Origin of the sequence: Brevundimonas sp. (assembly GCF_024711105.1) — a bacterium.
Lineage (GTDB): Bacteria > Pseudomonadota > Alphaproteobacteria > Caulobacterales > Caulobacteraceae > Brevundimonas.
Map to the genome: position 1 here is coordinate 1 of NZ_JANJTL010000172.1, position 22,257 is coordinate 22,257.

Genomic DNA, 22,257 nt, shown 5'->3' on the forward strand with positions numbered 1-22,257 from the left:
CGGCTGCTGAACCAGATGGTCGCGGACCGCTACGAGGGCTGACCCGCCGAGGTGGCCGCCCCCTCCGGCGGAGGGGGCGGGCCCGCCTCAGTGGCCGGCGATCTCGGAGATGCTCAAGGCCGCCGGGTGAATGTCGGTCGAGCCGTAGGTTCCGACCCAGATGTCGTACTGCCCGCTCTGCGGGTGTTCCCACATGATGGCGGGGTTCAGATCGCCCCCGCTGTCGTCGTCGCAGTACCAGGTCGTGTCCGGCCCGTTGACCACCAGGGTTGTGTCGGCGTCCGACGTCACCGTGAGGATCAGCGGCAGGTCCCCGGCCTCGAAGTTGAGCCGGAAGTCCGGTGCCTCCGCGATGAAGCCGACGCAGTCGCCGCTGATGCCGCTGGCGTCGATGTCGCCGCCGGATTCCAGCGGGATCCAGACCGGATCGGGCAGGAATCCCGACGTCAGGTTCAGCCAGCCGTAGTTGGGGTCCAGATTGTAGTCCTGGGCCACGGCCGGCGCGGCCATGACCAGGGTCGCGGCCGCCAGGCCGAGGATGCTGGTTCTCACACGCATTGGATGTCTCCCCGCGGCGCCCCGCCGCAAGACCAGCATGCGCCCCGCCTGGCGGACGCGTAAAGTATAGAAACCGACATTCCCCAGCCGGGGCGCGGGGCTTCTATCCAGGCTTCCTTGGCGCTAAGCCGGTCGGGTCAGCAGGGCGAAAGGCCGATCCGGTGGGCGAAGTCTGGTTCTATCACCTGGAGCGCTCCACGCTGGATCAGGTTCTGCCCGAACTGCTGGAAAAGACTCTGGCGAGGGGCTGGCGCGCGCTGGTGCGGGTCCGCGAGGCAGAGCGCCTCGACACGCTGGACGAGCGCCTGTGGACCTGGCGGGCCGAAAGCTTTCTGCCGCACGGACGCGCTGACCGACCGGACGCGGATCGGCAGCCGGTCCTGCTCACGACGGAAACCGAGAATCCGAATACGGCTCAGGTTCTGTTCATCGTCGATGGCGCTGAACTGGGACCGACCGACGCGTTCGAGCGTTGCATTCTGCTCTTCGACGGCCGCGACGACGAGGCGGTCGCCGAGGCGCGGAAGCGCTGGAGCCAGGTCAAGGCCACAGGAGCCGTGTGCTCCTACTGGAAGCAGGACGAGGACGGACGATGGAGCAAGGCGGCGTGAAATCCCTGGGCGGCCTCGCGGCCCTGCTCGTGCTGGCGGCGGCCTGCTCGACGGCGACGCCTGTCCCGCCACCGGCTCCGCCCCCGCTCACCGCCTATGAGCCTCGCCCGATCCCCCGCGATCAGTGCGGCGCCGAGGCGCTTCAGCACCTCATCGGGCAACCGAGAACCACGATACCCGTTCCAGTAGACATGACGAGCCGCCGGGTGACCTGCACCACCTGCCCCCTGACCGAGGACTATTCGCCGAGCCGGCTGAATATCCTCTACGACCGCGACACGGGGCGCATCCAGCAGATTTACTGCGGCTGACGAAGGAAGGACCCATGCGAGCTTCCCTGTTCATCGCCGCCCTGACGCTCAGCGCCTGCGCGCCGTATCCGCCTCCCTATCCGCCGGGACCTCCCGGCCCGCCGCCCCCGGGCGGCGAGGACATTTGCCGGGCCGGCGACTATCGCTACCTGATCGGACGGCACCGCTCGGAAATCCCGCGCGAGCCCCCCGGCGCGACCTGGCGCGTGACCTGCACCAGCTGTCCCGTAACCATGGACTACAACCCCCGCCGGCTGAACATCCTCTACGATGACCGCACCGGCGTTGTTCGAGAGGTGAGCTGCGGATGAGAACGGCGTTGGCCCTGACGGGCCTCTTTGTGATGGCGGCGTGCGCGCCAATGACCCCGGCGCCGGGTCCGGCCGGGCCGTGGCAGTGCGACGCCGAGGGCGCCCGCTCGCTGATCGGCAGCCACGTCGGCGCGGTGACCTTTCCGCAGGACGCCAACGTCCGTCTGGTGTGCACGACCTGCCCGATGACCCGCGACTACCGCCCGGACCGCCTCACCATCCTCTTCAACGAGGCGACGGGCATCATCGAAGAGGTCCGCTGCGTCTGAACGCCCGTTTCGAAGCGGGTGTTCACGACGCCGCCCCACCCTCGTCATCACCGGGCTTGTCCCGGTGATCCATCACCTCAGTTCGTTGCAGGCCTTGCCACAGCGCGGTGATGGATGCCCGAGACACGCCCGGGCATGACGGTCGAGATGCGGGTGCTGTGAAGAAGCATGGCGTCGAAAACCCCCGCCCTCGAAAAGGGCCGCAAACTCCCCCTGTCCCGTCGCACGGGGAGGGCGCAAGGCCAGCGACCCTGCGGGCGGCGGGATGCGGATGAGCGGATTGAGCGGCGGGGCGGATCACCCGTCGGGTCCGGGACCAAAACAGCTGCGTAGCCCCTAACGAAGGGCGCCCAGCAGGGGCTTCGGGAAAACATCCGCGGCGGAGCGTCCCCTTTGCCGAAACACACAAACCCATCCGGTATCGGGGCTAAGGCCCGGCGCTCCGCCGCCCTCCCCAATCTCCGCAGCCACAAGGCGCGGAGCCGTCCCCACGCACTCGAAGGTCGCCCATGCGCCCACGCCCGTCCCGCAAGCTCGGCTTCGACCAGTTCCTCGACCGCCTCATCGACGACGCCCGCTACCTGCGCGATAGCTACGCCAAGATGCATCGCCTGCGGGACCTCCACGCCGAGGCCATCCTCATGGACGCCGAGATGCGCGACGATCCGGACTTCATGAAGCTGACCATTGGCGCCCCCAAGGTCGACCGCGACGATCCGCTCAGGCTTCGGCGCTAGCGACGCGCAGGACTGAGGCGGCGCGTTGCCCGACTCCGCGGCGGGCGTTAGGAGGTTCCGCTTCCTCCCGCCGACGCAAAGACGCCGCCCATGCACGACATCAAGGCCATCCGCGACAATCCCGACGCCTTCGTCGCGGGCTGGTCGTCGCGCGGCGTCGACGGGGCGGACAAGGTCGTGGCCGACATCCTGGCGCTGGACCGCGAGCTGCGCGCCGCCCAGACCCGCGCCCAGGAGGCCCTGGCCCAGCGCAACGCCGCCTCCAAGGCCATCGGCGCCGCCATGGGCAGGAAAGACATGGCCGAGGCCGCCCGGCTGAAGGCCGAGGTCGAGAGCCTCAAGGCCGTCATCGCCGAAGCCGAGGCGAGGCCGACGCCAGGGGCCGGGCGCTGCGCGACCTGCTGGCCGGGCTCAAGAACCTGGCGGCGGACGATGTGCCTGACGGCGAGGACGAGGCGGGCAACGTCCAGGTCGGCCCGGCCTGGGGGACGCCACGCGGTCACAATGCGCCCAAGGACCACGCCGACCTCGGCGAGGCGCTGGGCCTGCTCGACTTCGAGGCGGCGGCGCGGATGTCGGGCGCGCGCTTCGCGGTGCTGAAGGGCGGCCTGGCGCGGCTGGAGCGGGCGATCGGGCAGTTCATGCTCGACATGCAGACGGGGCAGCACGGGTATCTGGAGGTGAACCCGCCCTACCTCGTGCGCGATGAGGCGATGTTCGGGACGGGGCAGTTGCCGAAGTTCGAGGAGGATTTGTTCCGAACGGAGAACTGGCGCGACGTTCGTCAAATGACGTTCGAGGCCCTCGCGCTGGCAATGCGGTCGCCCGAAGCGCTAGCCACACTCACCAAGGTCGGCGAAGACGACATCGGCGGTCAGCATTTCCAGTTCGATAAGGCGGTGGTGAACCGAATTGCCGAAGAGCATTTCCAAGGCTTGGCAACCACCGAGACGCGCTATCTCATCCCCACTGCCGAAGTCTCCCTGACCAACCTCGTTCGCGAGCAGATCCTGTCGGAGGACGACCTCGCCGAGCCGATGCGGCTGACGGCGCTGACGCCCTGCTTCCGAGCTGAGGCGGGGTCGGCGGGGCGGGATACGCGCGGGCTGATCCGGCAGCACCAGTTCTCCAAGGTCGAGCTGGTCTCGATCACCCGGCCGGAGGACTCCGAGGCCGAGCACGAGCGGATGACCGCCTGCGCCGAGGCCGTGCTGAAGGCGCTGGAGCTGCCGTTCCGGCGCATGCTGCTGTGCAAGGGCGACATGGGCTTTTCGGCGCGGAAGACCTTCGACCTGGAGGTCTGGCTGCCGAGCCAGGGGACCTATCGCGAGATCAGCTCCTGTTCGAACTGCGGCGACTTCCAGGCCCGGCGCATGGACGCGCGGTTCAAGCGCGCGGGCGAGAAGAAGACCGAGTTCGTGCACACGCTGAACGGCTCGGGCCTGGCGGTGGGGCGGACCCTGGTGGCGGTGATGGAGAACTACCAGGACGAGGGCGGGCGGATTTTTGTCCCGGAGCCGCTCCGCCGCTACATGCCGGAAGGCGTGACGCACATCGAGGCCGCCAAATGATCCCCTCTCCTGAGGGGAGAGGGAGGCTCCGCGCCGAGGAGCGCCTAGCGCGACGCGATTGCGCGGAGGGTGAGGGCGTAAGCCTTGGCCGGAAAGGCCTGACGCCCTCATCCCCCGCATGGGCCTACGCTGCGCTCCGGCATGCGGGGCCCCCTTCTCCCCTCGGGAGAAGGACGAGCGAAGCGAGCTCGGTGTTCTGATGCGCATCCTCCTCACCAACGACGACGGGATCGAGGCCGAGGGGCTGGAGAGCCTGGAACGCATCGCCCGCGCCCTGTCTGACGACGTCTGGATCTGCGCGCCGGCGGTGGAGCAGTCGGGCAAGGGAAGGGGGATCACCCTGACCGAGCCGCTGCGCGTGATGGCTCTGGGCGACAAGCGGTTCGCGGTCACCGGCACGCCCACCGACTGCGTCGTCCTGGCCGTCAACGACCTGATGCCCGAGAAGCCGGATCTGGTGCTGTCAGGCGTCAACCGGGGCCACAACATCGGCGAGGACGTCTCCTATTCGGGGACCGTGGCCGGCGCGCTTCAAGGCATGGCCATGGGCATCCGCTCGATCGCCTTGTCGCAGTCGCTGGAGCGCTTCCACGACGAGGTCATCGCACGATACGAGACGGCTGAGGCTTTCGCCCCCGGGATCATCCAGCGCCTGCTCGAGGCCCGCTGGCCCGATGGGGTGATCATGAACCTGAACTTCCCGAACCTGCCGCCCGAGCTGGTCAAGGAGGTCGAGGTCACCAGCCAGGGCTTCCGCGACGTCGGCGAGATGCACGCGGTGCGCCGCACCGACCTGAGGGGCCGGCACTATTACTGGATGGGCTTCCGCTCCGGCGAGCAGAGCCCGGCCGAGGGCACCGATCTGCGCGCCGTCGCCGAGGGCAGGATCTCGGTCACGCCGCTGCACATCGACCTGACCCATCAGGCGACGGTCCGCGACCTGAAGGGTGTCCTGGGCGGCGCGCCGCCGCGACTGAAGGACGCCGAGGGTGTCTGACGAACGCGCTGCGCGGCTGATCCTGGGCCTGCGCCGACAGGGCGTGACGGACACGCGCGTGCTACAGGCCATGGAGTCCATCGACCGCTCCGTCTTCGTACACCCGCAATTCCTCGACCAGGCGTGGGAGGACTCGGCCCTGCCGATCGACTGCGCCCAGACGATCAGCCAGCCCTATATCGTCGGCCTGATGACCCAGGCTCTGGACGTTCAGCCGCGGCATCGCGTGCTCGAGGTCGGCACCGGCTCGGGCTACCAGGCCGCGATCCTCTCGAAACTGGCGCGCTTCGTCTATTCGGTGGAACGCTACCGCAACCTGTTGCTCGACGCAGAGGCGCGGCTGAAGAAGCTGGCGGCCACGAACGTCTTCGTGCGCCATGGCGACGGGTCCAAGGGCTGGCCCGAACAGGCGCCGTTCGACCGGATCATGGTCACCGCCGCCGCGCCGCACGAGCCTCACGAGCTGATCGCCCAGCTCAAGCCGGGCGGGGTCATGGTCGCGCCCGTGGGCAAGGCCGGCTCGCAGTTCCTGCACCGCTATGTCGCCGAGCCCGACGGCTCGTTCCGCCGCGAAAGCCTGATCGAGGTGCGGTTCGTTCCGCTGGTCGAGGGCGTCGCCCGCGAGACCTAGGTGATGCGCTTGGGCGTCGGCGGATCTGAGGCCGGGAACGTCTCCTCGACCGACTCGTCGATCAGGGCCTCCTGGTGATCCTCGGCCTCGTCCTGCCGGCCGAGCTGATCGACCTTCTCGCCGGCCTCGGGCGCATCGACGCGCCGGGTGGGAGAGGCGTCTGTGTCCTTGTCAGCCTCGCGGAGCTCGCCAGGCGCCGAGTCCGACGCCGCCGGACCGCCGCGCTCCAGAAAGCCGCGTTCGGTCTCGGTCTTTTCGCCGTGATGGTTCATTGGTCTTCCTCGTCGCTGCCATAGCCGAGCGCCTCGACGTCGTCGTCGGACAGCTCGCGGCGGGGCTCGAAATGGGCGGCGCTGCCCTGAGCGCCTTTCAGGTTCTCGACATCGCCGACGTAGACCAGCTGCGCTTCGTCGCTCTCCTGATCGTCGACACCTTGCAGGGCGTCCAGGTCGACTGGATCGTCCAGGTCGTTGTCGTCATAGGCGTCCCTGCGGACCACCTCGTCTTCTTCCTCGAGGTTCTGGTCGTCATCGGCGGCGAGCTCGTAGTCGTCGTCATCGTCGCCCTCGGCGTGGGTCACGTCGAGCACATCGGGAATTTCCTCGAAGGTCTTGAATTCGTTCGACGGGGCCCCGGCGTCGGCGGGGTCGAGGTTGTCCTCGTCGAAGACCTCGGACTGATCCTGTTCGTCGTAGCCGTCGATGTCGACCTCGGGCATGTCGCGCCTCCTTGCTCTCGAAGGCGAAACGTCCCGGCCGTGGCCGCCGTTCCCGGCGGATCGACGGTCGCTAGAGGGGCTCGGCCATGGCGTCCGCCAGACGGCCCATGACGTCCTCCCAGCCGTTGAACCGGCCGGTGTGGAAGCAGCGCGCCTGCGGGTAGCAGGGGTAACCGCTGGTCCCGAACCTCGGCCAGGCGTCCGGCGTCGTGATCAGCCACAGCGGCGCGCCGACGGCGGCGGCGATGTTCGTCGTCGCGTTGGCCGGGCCCACGACGAGGTCCAGGGCCGCCGACAGGGCGGCGACGTCGTCCAGGTCCTGCTTCAGGTCGACGCCGTCGGGATTCCAGACCGCGATGCCGGCGGCCTCGACCTCCGCCAGTTCGCGGCTCACGTCGCCGTACTGCAGGTTCACGAAGCGGCGGCCCGGCGTGGCCAGGACGGGCTTCCAAAGGTCGAAGGGCGAGAAATAGCGGCCGCGTGTGCCGTCAAGGTTCAGGCTCTTCCACAGCACGCCGACCTTGGGTTCCGGCCCCAGTTCGGCCAGTCGGGCCTTCCAATGCGCCACGCGCTCGGGGTCCGGCGTCAGGAAGCGCTCGCGCTTCGGAAAGCTCGCTACGTCAGGTCGGAAGCGCTTGAACAGCGAGGCGATCGGAGCCCAGAACTCGACCTCCGTCTCGTCCATGAACGGCATCGTCCGCATCTGGTGGCCGTTCAGCTTGAACGTCCGGTGCGCTCCGACGGTAGCCGTGGGGAAGCTGCGCTGGAACAACGGAACCAGTCGCCGCTCGACCGCGAGATAGAGCTTCCCGTCAGGACCCATGGCCTCGACCAGATCCGGAAGGACGTTGGCGAACAGGACCTCGTCGCCCAGCCCCTGCTCGGCGACGACCAGCAGGCTGCGGCCCTCGATGGGAGTGTCGGCGTGCCAGCGCTTCGCGTCGGTGACGAAGCGGACCGCGTCGGTCGAGTGGGGCGAGAACCGCTCCTCGTAATCCTCGAACCCGCCCGCGAGATCGCCCAGAGCCATGCGCACGGTGGCCCGCGACATGGTCATCATGGCCCGCTCGAAGCCCGAGGTCGTGCCCTCAAGCGCCTCGTTGATATCGGCCAGGGCGCCTTGCGGGTCACCCAGCGACATCCGGGCGTTGCCGCGGTTGTAGCGGGCCTTGGCGAAGGTCGGATCGAGCCGCAGCGCCTCCTCGAAGAAGACAAAGGACTGATCGACGTCGGACTGCTCGGACAGGACGGTGCCGAGCGTGTTCCAGAGGAGGATCTCCTCCGGATGCGCCATCAGCACGGGTTGGAGCAGGCCGATCGCCTCCTGGTAACGGCCCACGTCGCGCAGGATGCACGCCAGGTTGTTGACCGCCTCGATGTGGCCGGGGTTCCGGACGAGGAAGGCGTGGTAGAACTTCTCGGCGATGTCGAGGTGGCCGAGGCGCTGGGCGAGACGGCCGAGGTCGTTGGCCAGTTCCGCCTGATCGGGCGAGAGGCGCAGCGCCGTCTCATAGGCCTCGAAGGCGGTGGGGAAGTGCTCGAGCTTCTCGCGGCAGATGGCCAGCAGCCGCCAGCCCAACGCGTTGCGCTCGTCCAGCTCGAGCGCCTTCAGGATATGGTCGCCGCCGGCGATCCAGTCCTGTTCCATCATGGCCGCGACACCGGCCTGCAGCCAGGGGACAGCCGCCGACAGCTTGAGCTCTGCCATCGCCGCAGCCAGCCGCTGAACGCCCGAGGCGGCGTCTCCCGCGAGTTGGTCGGCGGGCCGGACGGGCAGGGGCGCGGCCCCCGGCTGGGCTGCGGTCGAAGCGGCGCGAGCGGTCATCTGATTCCCTGGAGCCAGCGTAAGCAGCGCACGCTCGCTCCCGCATGGTTAAGGCGTCGCTAACCATGATCGGCGCATCCCTGCTCACGGTGGATTAACCGTCGGGCGGCAAGTCTCGTCGCCAAGGGGAGGGCTGGATGCCGCTCAAGCTGTCGCTGAAGCCAGGGGAACGGTTCGTGCTGAACGGCGCGGTCGTCCAGAACGGCGACCGGCGCGGGGTCCTCATCCTGCAGAACAAGGCCTCGGTGCTTCGCGAGAAGGACATCATGCAGGCCGAGGACGTCGATAGCCCGGCCAAGCGCATCTATTTCCCGGTCATGATGATGTACCTGGACGAGAGTTCGGCCGACAAATTCTATGACGAGTTCGTCCGCCGCGTGACCGAGTTCATGAGCGTGGTGAAGAACCCGGACGTGCTGGCCGACTGCGTGGCCGCGTCCAAGCACGTGATGGCGCGCGAGTACTACAAGGCGCTGCTCGCGGCCCGAAAGATCATCGACTACGAAGAACAGAGGCTGGGTAATGGGCTTTCAGGCGTACAGACAGGCGGCTGAGCGAAGCGAGGCGCCGCGCTCGGCCGAGTACCGCCTGTTCGGGCAGGTGACCCGGGCCCTCATGGCCGCCGCCGAAGCGGAGCCTGCGGACATCGCCACCCGCATCGACGCCCTGGACTGGAATCGGCGCGTCTGGTCGGCGCTGGCCACAAGCTGCTCGGACCCAGACAACGCTCTGCCGCCTCCGGTTCGCGCCCAGATCATCTCGCTGAGCCTTTGGGTTTCGCGGCATTCCTCTGCGGTCATGCGCCGCGAGGAGGAGATCGAACCCCTGATCGAGATCAACCGCATCCTGATGCAGGGCCTTTCTGGCCCCGGCGGAGAGGCGCAGGCAGCCTAGGCCGCATCCTCAAGCAAAGCCCGGATCGGAGCGAAGCCTGACCGGTGGATCGGGCAGGGGCCCAGCCGCTTGAGCGCCTCGACGTGGGCGGGGGCGTGGTAGCCCTTGTGGCTGGCGAAGCCGTAGCCGGGCCATGCGGCGTCCATCTCGATCATCAGCCGATCGCGGGCCTGCTTGGCGAGGATCGAGGCCGCCGCGATCGAGGCCGAGAGGCCGTCGCCGCCCACGACCGTGCGAATCTCGCAGGGCAGCTTGAAAGGGTAGTTGCCGTCCACGAGCGCGAAGGCGGGTGGGACCTCCAACGCCTCGATGGCGCGGCACATGGCCAGGCCCGTGGCGTGCAGGATGTTGAGTTCGGCGATCTCCTCGACCGTGGCGAAGGCGACCGACCAGGCCACCGCCTTGACCTTGATCTGGGCCTCCAGCCGCTCACGCGTCTCGAAGGTCAGCTTCTTGGAGTCGTCCAGGCCCTTGAGGCGCGCGCCGGGTTTCAGGATGACGGCGGCGGCGGCCACCGGGCCGGCCCACGGGCCGCGTCCGGCCTCGTCCACGCCGCAGACGGGCTGGGCGCAGAGCTTTTCGAGCGTCAGGTTAGGGCCGATCCTGCGGGTCACGGCCGGGCCATATCCCGGACCTCGCCGTGGCGGAAGCACGGGGTCACGTGATCGTTGACCATACCCACAGCCTGCATGAAGGCGTACACAATTACCGGCCCGCAGAAGTTGAAGCCGCGCGCCTTGAGCGCCTTGGCCATGGCGACGGATTCGGCGGTCTGGGTCGGGACCTCCTTCATCTCCCCCCATTGATTCTGGATGGGCTCGCCCCCGACGAAACTCCAGAGCCAGGCCGAGAAGTCGTCGCCGCCGTCCTGCATCTCGCACCAGATGCGCGCCCCCTTGATGGCTGCGTCGATCTTGGCCGCCGAGCGCACGATGCCGGCGTCGTTCAGGAGCCTCTGGCGGTCCGCCTCCCCATAGGCCGCGACCTTGCGCGGGTCGAAGCCGTGGAAGGCGGCGCGGAAGGCCTCGCGCTTTCTCAGGATGGTGATCCAGGCCAGCCCGGCCTGGAAGCCGTCCAGCACCAGCTTCTCCCAAAGCGCGCGGGCGTCGTACTCGGGCACGCCCCAGTCGGTGTCGTGATAGGCGACGTAGAGCGGGTCGGTCCCGCACCAGCCGCAGCGCGATTCGGTCATGGGCACGAGCTTGCCAGTCGAGGCAGCAGAGGGTGAAGTGGCGTCTGAGTGATTGGAGACGCCTGTGATCGCCTTGTTGATGACAGCCATGCTGATGACGAGCGACGCTGAGCCGGCCGCCGGCCTCTGCGCTGAGCCGACCAACTGTCGTGAGGTCGGACGTGTGACGTTCCGAGCCAACGGCATGACTTTCAACGCCGACATCAACGACACCGTCCCCTTCGTCTCTCCGGACGGCCTGATCCTCTTCGTCGGCGAATCGGTGGTTGTCGAAGTGGGCGAGAACGGCGAACTCGAGGTGGAGTCGCATGGGCCAGCGTCAGACATCATTACGCCGGAGAAGCTGACTCTCGCGGCGGAGGAAATGCGCGCGGCGCTGGCGGCGATGGGGGGAGATGTCACCCCGGGCACGGTCGACCCGGTGGCGGACGGTCGGCCCGAGAACCGGCTGCGCCTGTCGTTGATGCAGTTGCCCGGCATGGAGGAAACCGTGCTTCTGGTGGAGAATGGCTACGGCCGACGCTTCGATTATCGAGCCGTCATGCAGGTTCCGGGCGCCGAGCAGCCGGAATACACCACCACCTGCGAGTTGATTCCGGAGTTCATGGTGCTCGAGCACTGGCCCCATGCCATCGGGGCGATCACGCTCAGCGACTTCAGGAGCGTCCCTGTCTCCCGGAGCATCGTCTGCGACTGATCTAGGTCCGCAGGGACTTCAGCGCATCCAGCGCCCGCAATCTCGCGGCCCCGTGGTCCACGATCGGCTTCGGATAGGTGACGCCCAACTCGACGCCCGCGCGCCTGAGCACATCCGCCGGCGCCTTCCAGGGCGCGTGGATGACGTCGGCGGGCAGCTTCGCCAGTTCGGGGACCCAGCGGCGGACATAGTCGCCCTTCGGGTCGAACTTCTCGCCCTGCGATACCGGATTGTAGATGCGGAAATAGGGCGCCGCGTCGGCGCCGGAGCCGGCGGTCCACTGCCAGTTCTGGGCGTTGGAGGCGAGGTCGGCGTCGACCAGAGTGTCCCAGAACCAGGCCTCGCCCTCGCGCCAGTCGACCAGCAGGTCCTTGATCAGGAAGGAGGCCACGACCATCCGCACGCGATTGTGCATCCAGCCGGTGGTCCACAGCTGGCGCATGCCGGCGTCGACGAGCGGATAGCCCGTCCGCCCACGTCGCCACGCCTCGATGCCCTCGAGATCGTTCCGCCACGGCATGCGGTCGAACTCGGGACGGAAGGCCTTGGTGGGCAGGTTCGGGAAGGCGCAGAGCAGGTGGGCCGAGAACTCGCGCCAGGCGATCTCGGCGGCGAACTTCTCGGCCTGGCCGTGCGCAACGTCGCCCCGCTCGGCGGCGGCCCGGGCGGCGTGAACCGCGCGCCAGGGATCGATCTCGCCGAAATGCAGATGCGGCGACAGGCGGCTCGTGCCCTCGCGGTCGGGGCGGTCGCGGTCTTCGGCGTAGGCGCCGAGCGCCTCGTCCAGGAACCGGTCCAGCGTGGCGGCCGCGCCCGCTTCGCCCGGCGTCCAGTCGAAGCCGCCGGACCAGTCGGGCTTGCGAGGATGCAGGCCGAGGCTGTCGATGGAGTCGGCGCCGATGGCCGCCTCGGGAAACGGGAGGCGCTCCGGCGCCTGTCGGGAGGGCCGGGCGCGCGCCTGGTCCCACAGGGCCCGCATGAAGGGGGTGAAAACCTTGAACGGGTCGCCGGCCTTGGTCTGGACCGAGCCCGGGGCGGCCAGAAGCGTGCCATTGAAGCCTCGGGCCTCGCGGCCGGTTTCCTTGAGCCTCTCGGCGAGGCGCCGGTCGCGTTCCCACGCCTCGGGCTCGAACAGGCGGTTCATCAGCACGCAGGACGCGCCGGTCTCCTCGGCCAGCCGCAGGACCTCGGCCTCGGCGTCGCCCGACCGGATCACCAGCCGGGACCCCCGCTGTTCGAGGTCGGCGGCCAGGGCGTGCAGGCTCTTGTCGAGCCACCAGCGCGACGCGGCGCCGATGGGACGACCCTCCAGCCCCTCGTCCGAGACATAGAGCGGAATGACCGGAGCCCCGGACTGGACGGCGGCCTCCACGGCGGGATTGTCGGCAAGCCGCAGATCGCGCCGAAACCACAGGATCACGGGGGCGGTCATGGCCGGGGCGTCTCCTGCGACTTGCGCGGGCCTTGCCCCCGCGCCACTTCTTCGACACTCAGGGCGCGCATACGGCCGCCGCGCCCGCACCTCAAGGACCCGTCGTGACCTCGCCCAACGCTCGTATCGAGATCAACACGCCCCGCCCCGTCGTCATCGGCGGCGGCGAGCGGCTCGCCTTCATCGCCGGTCCCTGCCAGATGGAAAGCCGCCAGCACGCGCTGGAGACCGCCTCGGCGCTCAAGGAGATCGCCGACCGGCTGGGCGTGGGCATGATCTACAAGACCAGCTACGACAAGGCGAACCGCACCTCGGCCAACGCCGCGCGGGGCATCGGCCTGAAGGACTCTCTGCCGATCTTCGCCGAGATCCGCGAGACCACGGGCATGCCGACCCTGACGGACGTGCACGAGATCGACCACTGTGCGCCCGTCGGCGAAGCGGTCGACGTGATCCAGATCCCGGCCTTCCTCTGCCGCCAGACCGACCTGCTGGTCGCCGCGGCGAAGACCGGCCGGACCATCAATATCAAGAAGGGCCAGTTCCTGGCCCCGTGGGACATGAAGAACGTGATCGCCAAGGTCACGGGCGCGGGCAATCCGAACGTCATGGCCTGCGAGCGCGGCGTGAGCTTCGGCTACAACACGCTGGTCTCGGACATGCGGTCGCTGCCGATCATGCGCGAGATCGGCTGTCCCATCGTCTACGACGCCACCCACTCCGTGCAGCAACCGGGCGGGCAGGGGACCTCCTCCGGCGGCCAGCGCGAGTTCGTGCCGGTGCTGGCGCGGGCGGCGGTGGCGGTCGGCGTCGACTGCGTCTTCATGGAGACCCACCCCGACCCAGACCATGCGCCCTCGGACGGTCCGAACATGGTGCCGCTGAGCCAGTTCGAGGGCCTGTGCGCCGAGCTGCTGGAATACGACGCGCTGTCCAAGCGCCGCGCCGCCTGAGGACGCGGGACCGTGGGGCGGGTCCGGCTCAGCTGCTGCATCATCGCCAGGGACGAGGCGGATCGGATCGAGCGCTGCATCGAGGCGGTGCAGGGGCTCGCCGACGAGATCGTCGTGGTCGATTCCGGCTCGACCGACGACACGGTCGAGAAGGCCCGGGCGCTGGGCGCACGCGTCTTCCACCGTGACTGGGACGGCTATGGCCCTCAGAAGCGCTACGCCGAAGACTGCGCCGCCTATGACTGGGTCCTGAACCTCGACGCCGACGAGGTGGTGACGCCTGAACTGGCCGAGGAGATCCGCACCCTGCTGTCGATCGGCCAACCGCCGCTGGCCGCCTATCGGGTGCGCATGCCGGTGGTCTTCCCCGGGCATCGCAAGCCACGGCTGTGGGCCGAGTCGCACAACTACGTGCGGCTTTACGACCGCCGCCGGGTCCGCTTTCGCGACAGCCTGGTCCACGACACGGTCGACACCAAGCACGAGCGCGTCGGCCAGTTGAGCCATCCGGCGCTGCATTACTCCAACCGCTCGATCGAGCACGTGCGTCAGAAGCTGGACCGCTACACCCACCTCCAGGCCAAGGAGCTGAGGAAGTCGACCCTGCTGGTCACCCTGCGAATCCCGTTCGAATATCCGCTGGTGTTCATCCGCTACTATCTGCTGCGCCGGAATTTCACTGGCGGCATGTTCGGCCTGCGGTCCAGCCACATCGCGGCCGAGATGCGGGTGAAGCGGCTGCTGCGCATCCTCAAGGCGCAACGCGAGGAGGCGAGGGCGTGAGCGGCGACGTCACCCTGGTGGTCACCTCCTGCGGCCGGTTCGACCTGCTGGAGGAGACGCTCGTCAGCCTTGAGGCGGCCGAGCCCGGCGGCTTCGCGCGGCGCGTCATCGTCGAGGACTCGGCCGACCCGGCGATGGCGGAGAAGATCCGGGCGCGGTTCCCGGACTATGAGCTGCTCTTCAACGAGCCGAACATCGGCCAGATGCGCTCGATCGACCGGGCCTACGGCGAGGTGCGGACCCCTTACGTCTTCCACTGCGAAGACGACTGGCGGTTCGAGGCGGGCGGTTTCCTCGCGCCGTGTCGCGAGGTGCTGGAAAGCCATCCGGAAATCGCGGTGGCCTGCGTGCGCAAGGTCATGGAGCTGGCCCCGAAGTACCGCGAGCGTCTCCAGCCGCTGGACGGGCGCGGGGACGTGCTGCGCATGCCGCCGGACGCCCATCCGGAATGGTTCGGCTACAGCTTCAACCCGAGCCTGGTTCGGCTGGACAGCTTCAAGCGCTACGGGCCTTTCGCAGCGCATGGTTCGGAGGAGATCCTCAGCTATCGGATGAAGCGCGACGGCTTCGCCATGACCTTCCTGAACCCGGGTTCGGCGGTTCACATCGGCGGCGAGGCGCACGTCGAGGACCCGTTCCGCAAGGCCCGCGCCAAGGGGTTCCTGCCCAAGCTGAAGCGCTCCATCGACAAGCGGATGACGCGCCTGCGCCGCCGCTTCGGCGGCGACTGAGCCGTGTCGCTCCAGAACCCGAACCTGCTGGAGAAAATCGGCTGGCGCATCGAGGCCCTGGCCTATGATGCCGTCAGCGGCCTGCTGCGGGCGCTTCCGGTCGATACGGCCTCGGCCTTCGGGGGCTGGCTGTTCCGCAAGGTCGGGCCGCTCACGCCCAGCCATCGCACGGCCCGCGATAACCTCAAGCTGGCCTTTCCCGAGATGGGAGACGAGGAGCGCGCGCGCCTGCTCGACGCCCAGTGGGACAACGTCGGCCGCGCCTTCGCCGAGTTTCCCCTGATGGACCGCATCCGTCCGGCCACCGGCAGGGTCGAGGTGGTCAATGGCGAGCGGCTTGCCGAGATCCGTGACCGGGGCGAGCCGGTGGTCTTCATGTCGGGCCACTTCGCCAACTGGGAGGTGATGCCGGCCACCATCGTCGAGAGCGGCGTCACCTGCCTGATGACCTATCGGGCGATGAACAACCCCTACATCGACGCCCGCGTGAAGAAGGGCCGCGCGGCCTATGGGGTGGAGCTGTTCGCGCCCAAGGGCGAGGCGACGCGGGATCTGATGGCGGCGCTGGCGCGCGGCCAGTCGGTCGCCCTGATGAACGACCAGAAGTTCAACGCCGGCCTGCCCGTCGATTTCTTCGGCCACCCCGCCCACACGGCGCCGGGGCCCAGCAAGCTGGCGCTGCGTTACGACACGGTGCTGCAGCCCATGTCGGTGCAGCGGCTGAAGGGCGCGCGCTATCGCGCCGTCGTCCACGACCCGATCCGACTGGAGCAGACCGGAGATCGGAACGCCGACATCCAGAGGGCGGTCGAGACGGTCAACGCCTGGGTCGAGGAGCGCGTCCGCGAACGGCCGGAGGAATGGTTCTGGGTCCACAGGCGCTGGCCCAAGGAGACCTACGCCGCGCTGAGGGAGGCCGAGGCCGCCGAGCCTCGGCCGCCTCGGCGGCTCCTCTCGCGGGCCGCAGGCTTCGTCACCCTGTTCGTACTGGCGGTCCTGGGTGCGGCGACCTTTGTCTGGTGGGAAGACATCATGCGCACGGGGCTCGACCCCAAGGTGCCGTTCCAGACCTATGAGCGTCCTCCCGCGCCCAACTATGACTCCCCGGAAGCGTGGGCGCTGACGCCGGGCGTGACGACGGACCCGCCCGGAGCGGCGGATGTGTTCTTCATTCATCCAACCACCTACGACGGCGGCGAGCATTGGCTGGGCCCGGTCGACGAGCCGCGGTCCGCAGCCTTGCTGCGGCGGGTCATGTTGCCGAACTATGCGGGCCCGTTCGCGCGCGTCGGCCGCATCTACGCCCCCCGCTACCGTCAGAGCAGCCTCTACACCCAGCTGACGCTGCGGGACGACGCGCGAGAGGCCAGGGCCTACGCCTATCGCGATGTCCGCGCGGCCTTCGATCACTACCTGGAAACGTGGGACCGGGGGCGCCCCATTGTCATCGCCGGCGTGGGGCAGGGGGCCGAGCTGGCGGCTCGCCTCGCTGATGAACGCCTGCGCACCGATCCCACGTTCCGGGACCGGCTGGCCGCTGTCTATGTGATCGACGCCATTGTCCCGGCCAACCAGCACGAGCCCGATGACGCTCTGCCGGCGTGCCGGGCGCGTGGGCAGTGGGGTTGCATGGTGGCTTTCGCTCAGGTGCGCGAAGGCGCAGAGGACATTGCGCGCCGCCGCATCGAGCGGGCGCAGGTCTGGACGGAGCGCGGGGATCTGATGGGCCTTGAGGGCCGTTCAGCGCTCTGCGTCAACCCCGTCCTGGGCGCCGAGACCACGGCCGTGGCTCCCGCGCGTCTCAGCCTCGGCGCCGCCAACGCCACCGGCCTGGACTGGGGCGCGCGACCCGCGTTGCTGTCTCGGCAGGTGGAGACGGTCTGCAGGGATGGACTGCTTCGTCACTCGGCGCCGCGCTCGCCATCTCTACAGCCGTCGGGCACCTGGGCCGACCGCCGCAAGTCGCCGCCCTACAATCTCTTCTGGGCCGACATCGAGGCTGACGCCCTGGCGCGCGTCACGGCCTATCGGGAAGCTCGGCCACCGTCCTGAGCCAGTCGGGGAGGTCGGCTGCCACCGCGCGGCCGTCGGCGGTCAGCTCCTGGAGCCGGTCCAGTCTGAGGAGGGCCATCGCCTGTCCCTCAGCGCCCGATCGCACTTCGCCGGCTCGCAGCTCTCCGGAAAGAACTTCGGTCCCGAAGGCCGGCGCGGCGCCTTTGAAGGCAATGGGGACCAGACGGGACTTCACGCGTCCCCGCCGCTTCATCCGCGAGGTCGTCTCCTGGCCGATGAAGCAACCCTTCTGGAAGTCGATCCCGTTCAGCAGGTCGAAGTTCGCCTCGATCGGATAGTCGGCGTCGGCCTTCGCGTCCCGTGCGGGATCGGGCACGCCGAGGCCGAGCTGGTGCTCCAAATAGGCCGCCTCATCTGTGTCGGCGCGCGGGCCGTCGCCGAAGCCACGTCGACCGAGCCCGGCGAGCCGCGGGTCCACCGGCCAGTCCGATGGGGCTGCCTCGGCCCAGGCGGCCCATACCGGACGGTCGTCCGGCCGAATCTCCACAGCCGCCCGCAGCCGGTACATGCCCAGTCTCTGGATCAGCGTCGCCCGTCGGTCGGCGGCGCAGTCGAGGATCACGCCCTCGTCCGTGCCGAGCAGGAAAAGGTCGAACAGCAGCCGCCCCTGCGGGCCGAGCAGGGCGCCGAAGCGAAGCTCGCCTGGCTTCAGGGTCGCCAGGTCCTGGGTCAGGAGGTTGTGCAGAAACGGCCGGGCGTCGGGTCCGGTGACGGCGATCAAGGCGCGGCTGTCTAGGCGGGCGACGGGCATGCGCCTGATCTAGGGCCGACGGCGGTCTGTCGCCAGCGGCGAGCGTCAAGCGGCCCGGACGGTCTCCTCACGGTCGCGCCGTTGGGCGGCGTCGGCGACGGCCCTAGCCACGCCGGTCACGGTGACGGGCTTGCGGAGAACGGAGTCCGCCCCGGCCGCTGTCATTTCCAGGGCCTCTTCGGCGTCGCCGCCGATCACCGCCACCACCGGCACGCGCGCAGCGGCCGTGGGCAGGGCGCGCAGCCGGCGGACCATCTCGGGGCCGTCCATCACGGGCATGCGTCCATCGACCATGACCAGGTCGAGTTCGCCCATGTTGATGAGATCGAGCGCCCGCTGGCCGTCGGCGACGCACAGGACCTTGTGCCCCAGTTGTTCGATGACAGCGCGAAGCATGGCGGCGTTCAGCTGATCGTCTTCGGCGATGAGCACGCGAAGCGCGCGCTCCGCCGGCTGCGGCCGCGGCGCCAGCGAGGTCTCCGGCAGTTCGGCCGTCTCGTCCCAGGGAAGATCGAGCCAGAAGCGCGAACCGACGCCCGGCGCGCTTTCTGCGCCGAGTTCGCCGCCCATGAGGGAGGCCAGCCGTCGCGACAGCGCCAGGCCGATGCCGGCCCCGGGCACGCCGGCGCCCGTGCGAGCGACGCGCTCGAATGGTTCGAAGGCCTTGGCGAGTTCGGCCTCGGACAGGCCGGGCCCGGTGTCGACGACCTCGATGCGCACGCGGTCGGTCGAAGGCCGGAAGGCGCGCAGTTCGATTCGGCCCCTGAGCGTGTACTTCACGGCGTTGCCGACGAGATTGTTCAGGATCTGCCGGGCGCGGGCGCTGTCGGCCAGAGCGGCGCCTGCCGCGTCCGAAAGGGCGGAGTCAACGTGGGCCGATATCTCGAGCCCCTTGGCCGAGGCGGCTCCGCGGTGGAGCAAGGCGATGTCCTGGATCAGGCCTCCGGCGTCGATCGGCTTGGGCTTGACCGACAGGCGACCGGACTCGGCGACCTCGGAATCGAGGGTGGCGTCGAGCACTTCCACCAGGTCCCGAGCGGCGGCCAGCGCGGCCTTGAGCTGTTCCCGAGACGGCGCTCCGCGGGATCCCGCGCCGAGTGCGCCCGCCAGGACGTGCGCCACGCCGGACAGGCCATTGCGGATTTCGTGCGACAGGGTCGCCAGGATGTCCGACTTGGACTTGGCCAGCTTGCGTGTCTCGTTAAGCGTGCCCTCCCGCTCGACCAGGAGCCCCTCGCGTTCCAGGGCCAGGGCGAAGTGTCCGCGCAGGTGCCGGTTCAGGATCAGGGCCAGCGCCATGGCCAGCGCCGTGCCGCACAGCACGAGCAGGCCCGTCTGGGCCGTCTCGGGATTTGTCCGCAGCGACATGATCGGGCCAACGGCGGAAGCGGGCCCCACGATCAGCAGGCTGGGAAGGCTGGGCGATGAGAAGAAGATCACCCCGATTGCGCCGCCGGCGCAGAGCACCAGCAGCACCTCGCTGAGCAGGCCGGACCCTTGCGAAAAGTAGGACGTCTGCAGGATCGCCAGAGCCCACAGCAGGCCCGCAGCGATATGGACCGCCGTGTGCAACCGCACGTTCTCGATCGACGGCCGGTTGCGCTTGCGCCAATCGATGATGGCGTAGAAGACAGCCCAGTTCAGCCCGTAGAGACCGAGGCAGGCGGCCAGCCAGGCCGCATTCGGCGCATAGCCCGCCGCGATGACGAACACCGGCAGGCAGATGCCGAAAAAGCCGAGCGCGTAGGGCAGGAGCTGGACCTGGGCGTCGAGGCCCATCTGGGCGATCGCCCGCTCCCAATCCAGGGAATCCCGAGCCGGAATCTCTCTGCGCACGCTGACTTCTGACTGGGTCATCCGCACAGTGTCCGCCTTCGAGGTTTCCGCGCGGTTACCCTGTGGGCGCCCGAAAGGGTAAAGGATCGTTAGGGTTGACGGATCATGCTCAGGCGTCGCGATCCGTTCGAGAGCCGAGATGATCTCCCCCCGTAGCCGCCTGACCGACACCGATATCCGCCGCCTGGTGAAGGCCGAGGACGAGGACGACCGGGCCGCCGCCGCGCACAAGCTGTGTCGCGCCATCGACCGCGCCGAGCTCGACGACATGGAGCGGGCCGCCGCCCAGAAGATCATGCGCGTCCTGGCCGACGACGCCGCCGAGCTTGTGCGCCGCGCGCTCGCGGTGACGCTGAAGTCCTCCGACCTGCTGCCGCGCGACGTGGCGTTGAAGCTGGCCCGCGACGTAGAGACGATCGCCATTCCAATCCTGGGCGCCTCGCCCGTCTTCACCGACGACGATCTCATCGAGGTCATCCGGGCCGGCGACGCCGCTCACCAGGTCGCCATCGCCAGCCGTCCGTTCGTGTCGCGCGACCTGGGCGAAACCATCGCGGCCGAGGGGCTGGAGCCCGCCGTGCGAGCGCTGGCGGCCAACGACAACGCCGACCTGTCCGAAAAGGCGATGGACCTCGCCATCGACCGATTCCCGACCAGCGAGGTTGTGACGGCCCTGGCCTATCGCCGGGTCCTTCCGGTGCAGATCACCGAACGTCTGGTCGCCCTGGCCTCCGAGGCCGTCCGCGAACATCTGGTCACGCGCCACGCCCTGTCCGCCGACACCGCCATTCGGCTAGCCACCGGCGCGCGCGAACGGGCGACGATCGATCTGGTCGACCAGGCGGTTGCAGCCCAGGACCTGACCGAGTTCGCGGCCCAGTTGAACGCCCGCAAGGCGCTTTCAGCGTCCCTGCTGCTGCGCGCCCTGGCGCGGGGCGCCATGCCCTTCTTCGAACATGGCGTGGCCGAACTGTCCGGCGTGCCGCATCAGCGCGCCTGGCTGATGATCCATGACGCTGGGCCGCTGGGCCTCAAGGCCATCTACGACCGCGCCGGGCTGCCACCGCGTCTGTTCGGCGCCTTCCGCGCCGGCGTGGACACCTGGCGAGATCTGACGGCCGAGGATGCTCATCCCGACCGAGAGCGCTTCCAGCAGCGGATGCTCGAGCGTTTCCTGACTCAGCGGCCGTTCACGGCGCGCGAGGACGTGAACTACCTGCTTGAGAAGCTGGATCGCGCGCCCGACGGCGACATTCTGGTTTCAGCCCACGCGGCTTGATAGCCGCTTGCGGCGCTGCGCTGTTGGGCGTTCCCTTCGGCGGGACCGCAAGGAGGGCCGTCGATGGGCCGATTGAAGGACCATGCCGAACGCCACCGGGTCGATCGCGTCGGCTGGCTGCGCGCCGCCGTGTTGGGCGCGAATGACGGCTTGGTGTCGACGGCTAGCCTCGTGGCGGGCGTGGCGGCCGCGGCCGCCTCTCGCGACGCCGTACTGATCGCGGGCGTCGCCGGGCTTGTCGCCGGGGCCATGTCGATGGCGGCAGGCGAATATGTCTCGGTCAGCTCGCAGTCCGACACGGAGAAGGCCGACCTCGCGCGCGAAACCGCCGAGCTGGCTACGGACCGCGAGGCCGAGGTCGAGGAACTGGCCGGCATTTACGTCACGCGCGGAGTCGAACCCGTCCTGGCCCGGCAGGTCGCCCTGCAGCTGATGGAGAAGGACGCCCTCGGCTCCCATGCGCGGGACGAGCTCGGAATTTCCGAGATGTCGACCGCTCGACCCATCCAGGCAGCTCTGACGTCGGCGTTGACCTTCTCGGTCGGCGCCGCCCTGCCGCTGCTGGCCGCCGCCGTTGCGCCGACCGCCACGCTCCTTCCGTGGGTGGTCGGGACGGCGCTGGCGGGCCTCGTCCTGCTCGGCGCTCTGGGCTCGTCGGCGGGCGGCGCCCTCAACGTCCGCTCAGTGCTGCGTGTCCTGTTCTGGGGCGCGCTCGCCATGGCGGTGACTGCCGGGATCGGGCGGCTGTTCGGCACGGTGGTCTGATCGGTCCTAGATGGGTGGCTAAGCCGACGCCCAGGCCTTCATCGCGTCGATGGCCCGCACGCTCTGCAGCCGCTTCTTGGCGCGGCCCCGGTCCTTGGGATGGATCTTCCTGCCCTCGGCGTCCTGCCGCGGCGCCTCGAGCGGCGGCAGCAGGCCGTAGTTGATGTTCATCGGCTGAAACTTGGAGCCTTCCAGGTGGCCCCCGGTGATGTGCTCGACCAGGGCGCCGATGGCGGTCTCGGGCGGCGGCGCCTCCAGCGGCTTGCCCAGCGCCTGAGCGGCGGCGAGGCGGCCGGTCAGCAGGCCCATGGCCGCGCTTTCCACATAGCCTT

25 protein-coding genes and 2 pseudogenes are annotated in these 22,257 nt (G+C 69.0%); 17 read left to right on the plus strand and 10 right to left on the minus strand.

Annotated elements, in window-relative coordinates:
* Nucleotides 1–87: 87 nt before the first annotated feature.
* Entirely contained in the window at nucleotides 88–558 is a 471-nt protein-coding gene (locus Q0M60_RS13655; RefSeq protein ID WP_296820504.1) for a peptidase S1, read from the minus strand.
* A gap of 161 nt (nucleotides 559–719) precedes the next feature.
* On the opposite strand from Q0M60_RS13655, the gene Q0M60_RS13660 reads away from it, so the two are divergent.
* From Q0M60_RS13660 to Q0M60_RS13695, 8 genes and pseudogenes are all read left to right on the plus strand, one after another.
* A complete protein-coding gene (locus Q0M60_RS13660; RefSeq protein WP_296820506.1) occupies nucleotides 720–1,169 on the plus strand; it encodes a DNA polymerase III subunit chi in 450 nt (149 codons plus the stop codon).
* Nucleotides 1,166–1,480: an I78 family peptidase inhibitor gene (locus Q0M60_RS13665; RefSeq protein ID WP_296820508.1), complete on the plus strand. Its 315-nt coding sequence runs from the start codon at nucleotides 1,166–1,168 to the stop codon at nucleotides 1,478–1,480. Before Q0M60_RS13660 ends, Q0M60_RS13665 begins: the two co-directional genes overlap by 4 nt.
* Nucleotides 1,481–1,494: 14 nt before the next feature.
* The gene (locus Q0M60_RS13670) at nucleotides 1,495–1,791 is read left to right on the plus strand and encodes a hemolysin (protein ID WP_296820510.1); all 297 of its coding nucleotides are present in this window, start codon (nucleotides 1,495–1,497) and stop codon (nucleotides 1,789–1,791) included.
* On the plus strand, nucleotides 1,788–2,060 hold the full coding sequence (locus tag Q0M60_RS13675) for a hypothetical protein (RefSeq protein ID WP_296820511.1): 273 nt from the start codon (nucleotides 1,788–1,790) through the stop codon (nucleotides 2,058–2,060). The genes Q0M60_RS13670 and Q0M60_RS13675 overlap by 4 nt, the downstream gene beginning before the upstream one ends.
* A gap of 509 nt (nucleotides 2,061–2,569) precedes the next feature.
* The gene (locus Q0M60_RS13680) at nucleotides 2,570–2,797 is read left to right on the plus strand and encodes a hypothetical protein (protein ID WP_296820513.1); all 228 of its coding nucleotides are present in this window, start codon (nucleotides 2,570–2,572) and stop codon (nucleotides 2,795–2,797) included.
* A 90-nt stretch (nucleotides 2,798–2,887) separates the two neighbouring features.
* Nucleotides 2,888–4,368 (plus strand): annotated as a pseudogene (gene serS, locus Q0M60_RS13685) (serine--tRNA ligase).
* Nucleotides 4,369–4,567: 199 nt separating this feature from the next.
* A complete protein-coding gene (gene surE / locus Q0M60_RS13690; RefSeq protein WP_296820515.1) occupies nucleotides 4,568–5,365 on the plus strand; it encodes a 5'/3'-nucleotidase SurE in 798 nt (265 codons plus the stop codon).
* Nucleotides 5,358–5,996 (plus strand): protein-L-isoaspartate(D-aspartate) O-methyltransferase, encoded by a 639-nt coding sequence (locus Q0M60_RS13695; protein WP_296820517.1) that lies wholly within the window; start codon nucleotides 5,358–5,360, stop codon nucleotides 5,994–5,996. The genes surE and Q0M60_RS13695 overlap by 8 nt, the downstream gene beginning before the upstream one ends.
* Here Q0M60_RS13695 and Q0M60_RS13700 read toward each other — a convergent pair.
* The 3 genes from Q0M60_RS13700 to Q0M60_RS13710 form a co-directional block, all read right to left on the minus strand.
* Complete coding sequence (locus Q0M60_RS13700; RefSeq protein ID WP_296820519.1) at nucleotides 5,993–6,268, minus strand: hypothetical protein; 276 nt, start codon at nucleotides 6,266–6,268, stop codon at nucleotides 5,993–5,995. The genes Q0M60_RS13695 and Q0M60_RS13700 overlap by 4 nt on opposite strands.
* The gene (locus Q0M60_RS13705; protein WP_296820521.1) at nucleotides 6,265–6,714 is read right to left on the minus strand and encodes a hypothetical protein; all 450 of its coding nucleotides are present in this window, start codon (nucleotides 6,712–6,714) and stop codon (nucleotides 6,265–6,267) included. The genes Q0M60_RS13700 and Q0M60_RS13705 overlap by 4 nt, the downstream gene beginning before the upstream one ends.
* Before the next feature lie 70 nt (nucleotides 6,715–6,784).
* The gene (locus Q0M60_RS13710; RefSeq protein ID WP_296820523.1) at nucleotides 6,785–8,539 is read right to left on the minus strand and encodes a tetratricopeptide repeat protein; all 1,755 of its coding nucleotides are present in this window, start codon (nucleotides 8,537–8,539) and stop codon (nucleotides 6,785–6,787) included.
* A gap of 137 nt (nucleotides 8,540–8,676) precedes the next feature.
* Between Q0M60_RS13710 and flbT the strand changes: the two genes are divergently transcribed.
* Nucleotides 8,677–9,093 carry a flagellar biosynthesis repressor FlbT gene (gene flbT, locus Q0M60_RS13715; protein ID WP_296820526.1) on the plus strand — a complete coding sequence of 139 codons (417 nt, stop codon included), beginning with the start codon at nucleotides 8,677–8,679 and terminating at the stop codon, nucleotides 9,091–9,093.
* Nucleotides 9,062–9,433 carry a flagellar biosynthesis regulator FlaF gene (flaF, locus tag Q0M60_RS13720; protein WP_296820529.1) on the plus strand — a complete coding sequence of 124 codons (372 nt, stop codon included), beginning with the start codon at nucleotides 9,062–9,064 and terminating at the stop codon, nucleotides 9,431–9,433. The genes flbT and flaF overlap by 32 nt, the downstream gene beginning before the upstream one ends.
* Here flaF and Q0M60_RS13725 read toward each other — a convergent pair.
* Both Q0M60_RS13725 and Q0M60_RS13730 read right to left on the minus strand, forming a co-directional pair.
* Nucleotides 9,430–10,047 carry a ribonuclease HII gene (locus tag Q0M60_RS13725; protein ID WP_296820532.1) on the minus strand — a complete coding sequence of 206 codons (618 nt, stop codon included), beginning with the start codon at nucleotides 10,045–10,047 and terminating at the stop codon, nucleotides 9,430–9,432. The two genes, flaF and Q0M60_RS13725, sit on opposite strands and share 4 nt — an antisense overlap.
* A complete protein-coding gene (locus Q0M60_RS13730; RefSeq protein ID WP_296820535.1) occupies nucleotides 10,044–10,625 on the minus strand; it encodes a DNA-3-methyladenine glycosylase I in 582 nt (193 codons plus the stop codon). Before Q0M60_RS13730 ends, Q0M60_RS13725 begins: the two co-directional genes overlap by 4 nt.
* A 64-nt stretch (nucleotides 10,626–10,689) precedes the next feature.
* Here Q0M60_RS13730 and Q0M60_RS13735 point away from each other — a divergent pair, with 64 nt between their 5' ends.
* On the plus strand, nucleotides 10,690–11,322 hold the full coding sequence (locus Q0M60_RS13735; protein WP_296820537.1) for a hypothetical protein: 633 nt from the start codon (nucleotides 10,690–10,692) through the stop codon (nucleotides 11,320–11,322).
* 1 nt (nucleotide 11,323) lies between these two features.
* On the opposite strand, the gene Q0M60_RS13740 is transcribed toward Q0M60_RS13735, so the two are convergent.
* Complete coding sequence (locus Q0M60_RS13740) at nucleotides 11,324–12,754, minus strand: deoxyribodipyrimidine photo-lyase (RefSeq protein WP_296820539.1); 1,431 nt, start codon at nucleotides 12,752–12,754, stop codon at nucleotides 11,324–11,326.
* A 104-nt stretch (nucleotides 12,755–12,858) separates the two neighbouring features.
* On the opposite strand from Q0M60_RS13740, the gene kdsA reads away from it, so the two are divergent.
* The 4 genes from kdsA to Q0M60_RS14460 are packed head-to-tail and all read left to right on the plus strand — an operon-like array spanning nucleotide 12,859 to nucleotide 17,273.
* Nucleotides 12,859–13,707, plus strand: a complete 849-nt coding sequence (kdsA, locus tag Q0M60_RS13745; protein WP_296820541.1) for a 3-deoxy-8-phosphooctulonate synthase — start codon at nucleotides 12,859–12,861, stop codon at nucleotides 13,705–13,707.
* Between the two features lie 12 nt (nucleotides 13,708–13,719).
* Nucleotides 13,720–14,490, plus strand: coding sequence for a glycosyltransferase family 2 protein (locus Q0M60_RS13750; RefSeq protein WP_296820544.1), 771 nt, complete (start codon nucleotides 13,720–13,722; stop codon nucleotides 14,488–14,490).
* Nucleotides 14,487–15,221 carry a hypothetical protein gene (locus Q0M60_RS13755; protein ID WP_296820546.1) on the plus strand — a complete coding sequence of 245 codons (735 nt, stop codon included), beginning with the start codon at nucleotides 14,487–14,489 and terminating at the stop codon, nucleotides 15,219–15,221. The genes Q0M60_RS13750 and Q0M60_RS13755 overlap by 4 nt, the downstream gene beginning before the upstream one ends.
* Nucleotides 15,222–15,224: 3 nt before the next feature.
* Entirely contained in the window at nucleotides 15,225–17,273 is a 2,049-nt protein-coding gene (locus Q0M60_RS14460) for a DUF3089 domain-containing protein (RefSeq protein WP_366855984.1), read from the plus strand.
* On the opposite strand, the gene Q0M60_RS13770 is transcribed toward Q0M60_RS14460, so the two are convergent.
* Nucleotides 17,239–18,045, minus strand: a complete 807-nt coding sequence (locus tag Q0M60_RS13770) for a folate-binding protein (RefSeq protein ID WP_296820548.1) — start codon at nucleotides 18,043–18,045, stop codon at nucleotides 17,239–17,241. The two genes, Q0M60_RS14460 and Q0M60_RS13770, sit on opposite strands and share 35 nt — an antisense overlap.
* A gap of 45 nt (nucleotides 18,046–18,090) precedes the next feature.
* On the minus strand, nucleotides 18,091–19,902 hold the full coding sequence (locus tag Q0M60_RS13775) for an ATP-binding protein (RefSeq protein ID WP_296820549.1): 1,812 nt from the start codon (nucleotides 19,900–19,902) through the stop codon (nucleotides 18,091–18,093).
* A gap of 118 nt (nucleotides 19,903–20,020) precedes the next feature.
* Here Q0M60_RS13775 and Q0M60_RS13780 point away from each other — a divergent pair, with 118 nt between their 5' ends.
* Both Q0M60_RS13780 and Q0M60_RS13785 read left to right on the plus strand, forming a co-directional pair.
* Nucleotides 20,021–21,160, plus strand: coding sequence for a DUF2336 domain-containing protein (locus tag Q0M60_RS13780; protein ID WP_296820551.1), 1,140 nt, complete (start codon nucleotides 20,021–20,023; stop codon nucleotides 21,158–21,160).
* 63 nt (nucleotides 21,161–21,223) lie between these two features.
* A complete protein-coding gene (locus tag Q0M60_RS13785; RefSeq protein WP_296820553.1) occupies nucleotides 21,224–21,925 on the plus strand; it encodes a VIT family protein in 702 nt (233 codons plus the stop codon).
* Between the two features lie 18 nt (nucleotides 21,926–21,943).
* Here the strand turns inward: Q0M60_RS13785 and Q0M60_RS13790 are convergent.
* A pseudogene (locus Q0M60_RS13790) lies at nucleotides 21,944–22,257 on the minus strand (FADH(2)-oxidizing methylenetetrahydrofolate--tRNA-(uracil(54)-C(5))-methyltransferase TrmFO); the annotation flags it as partial.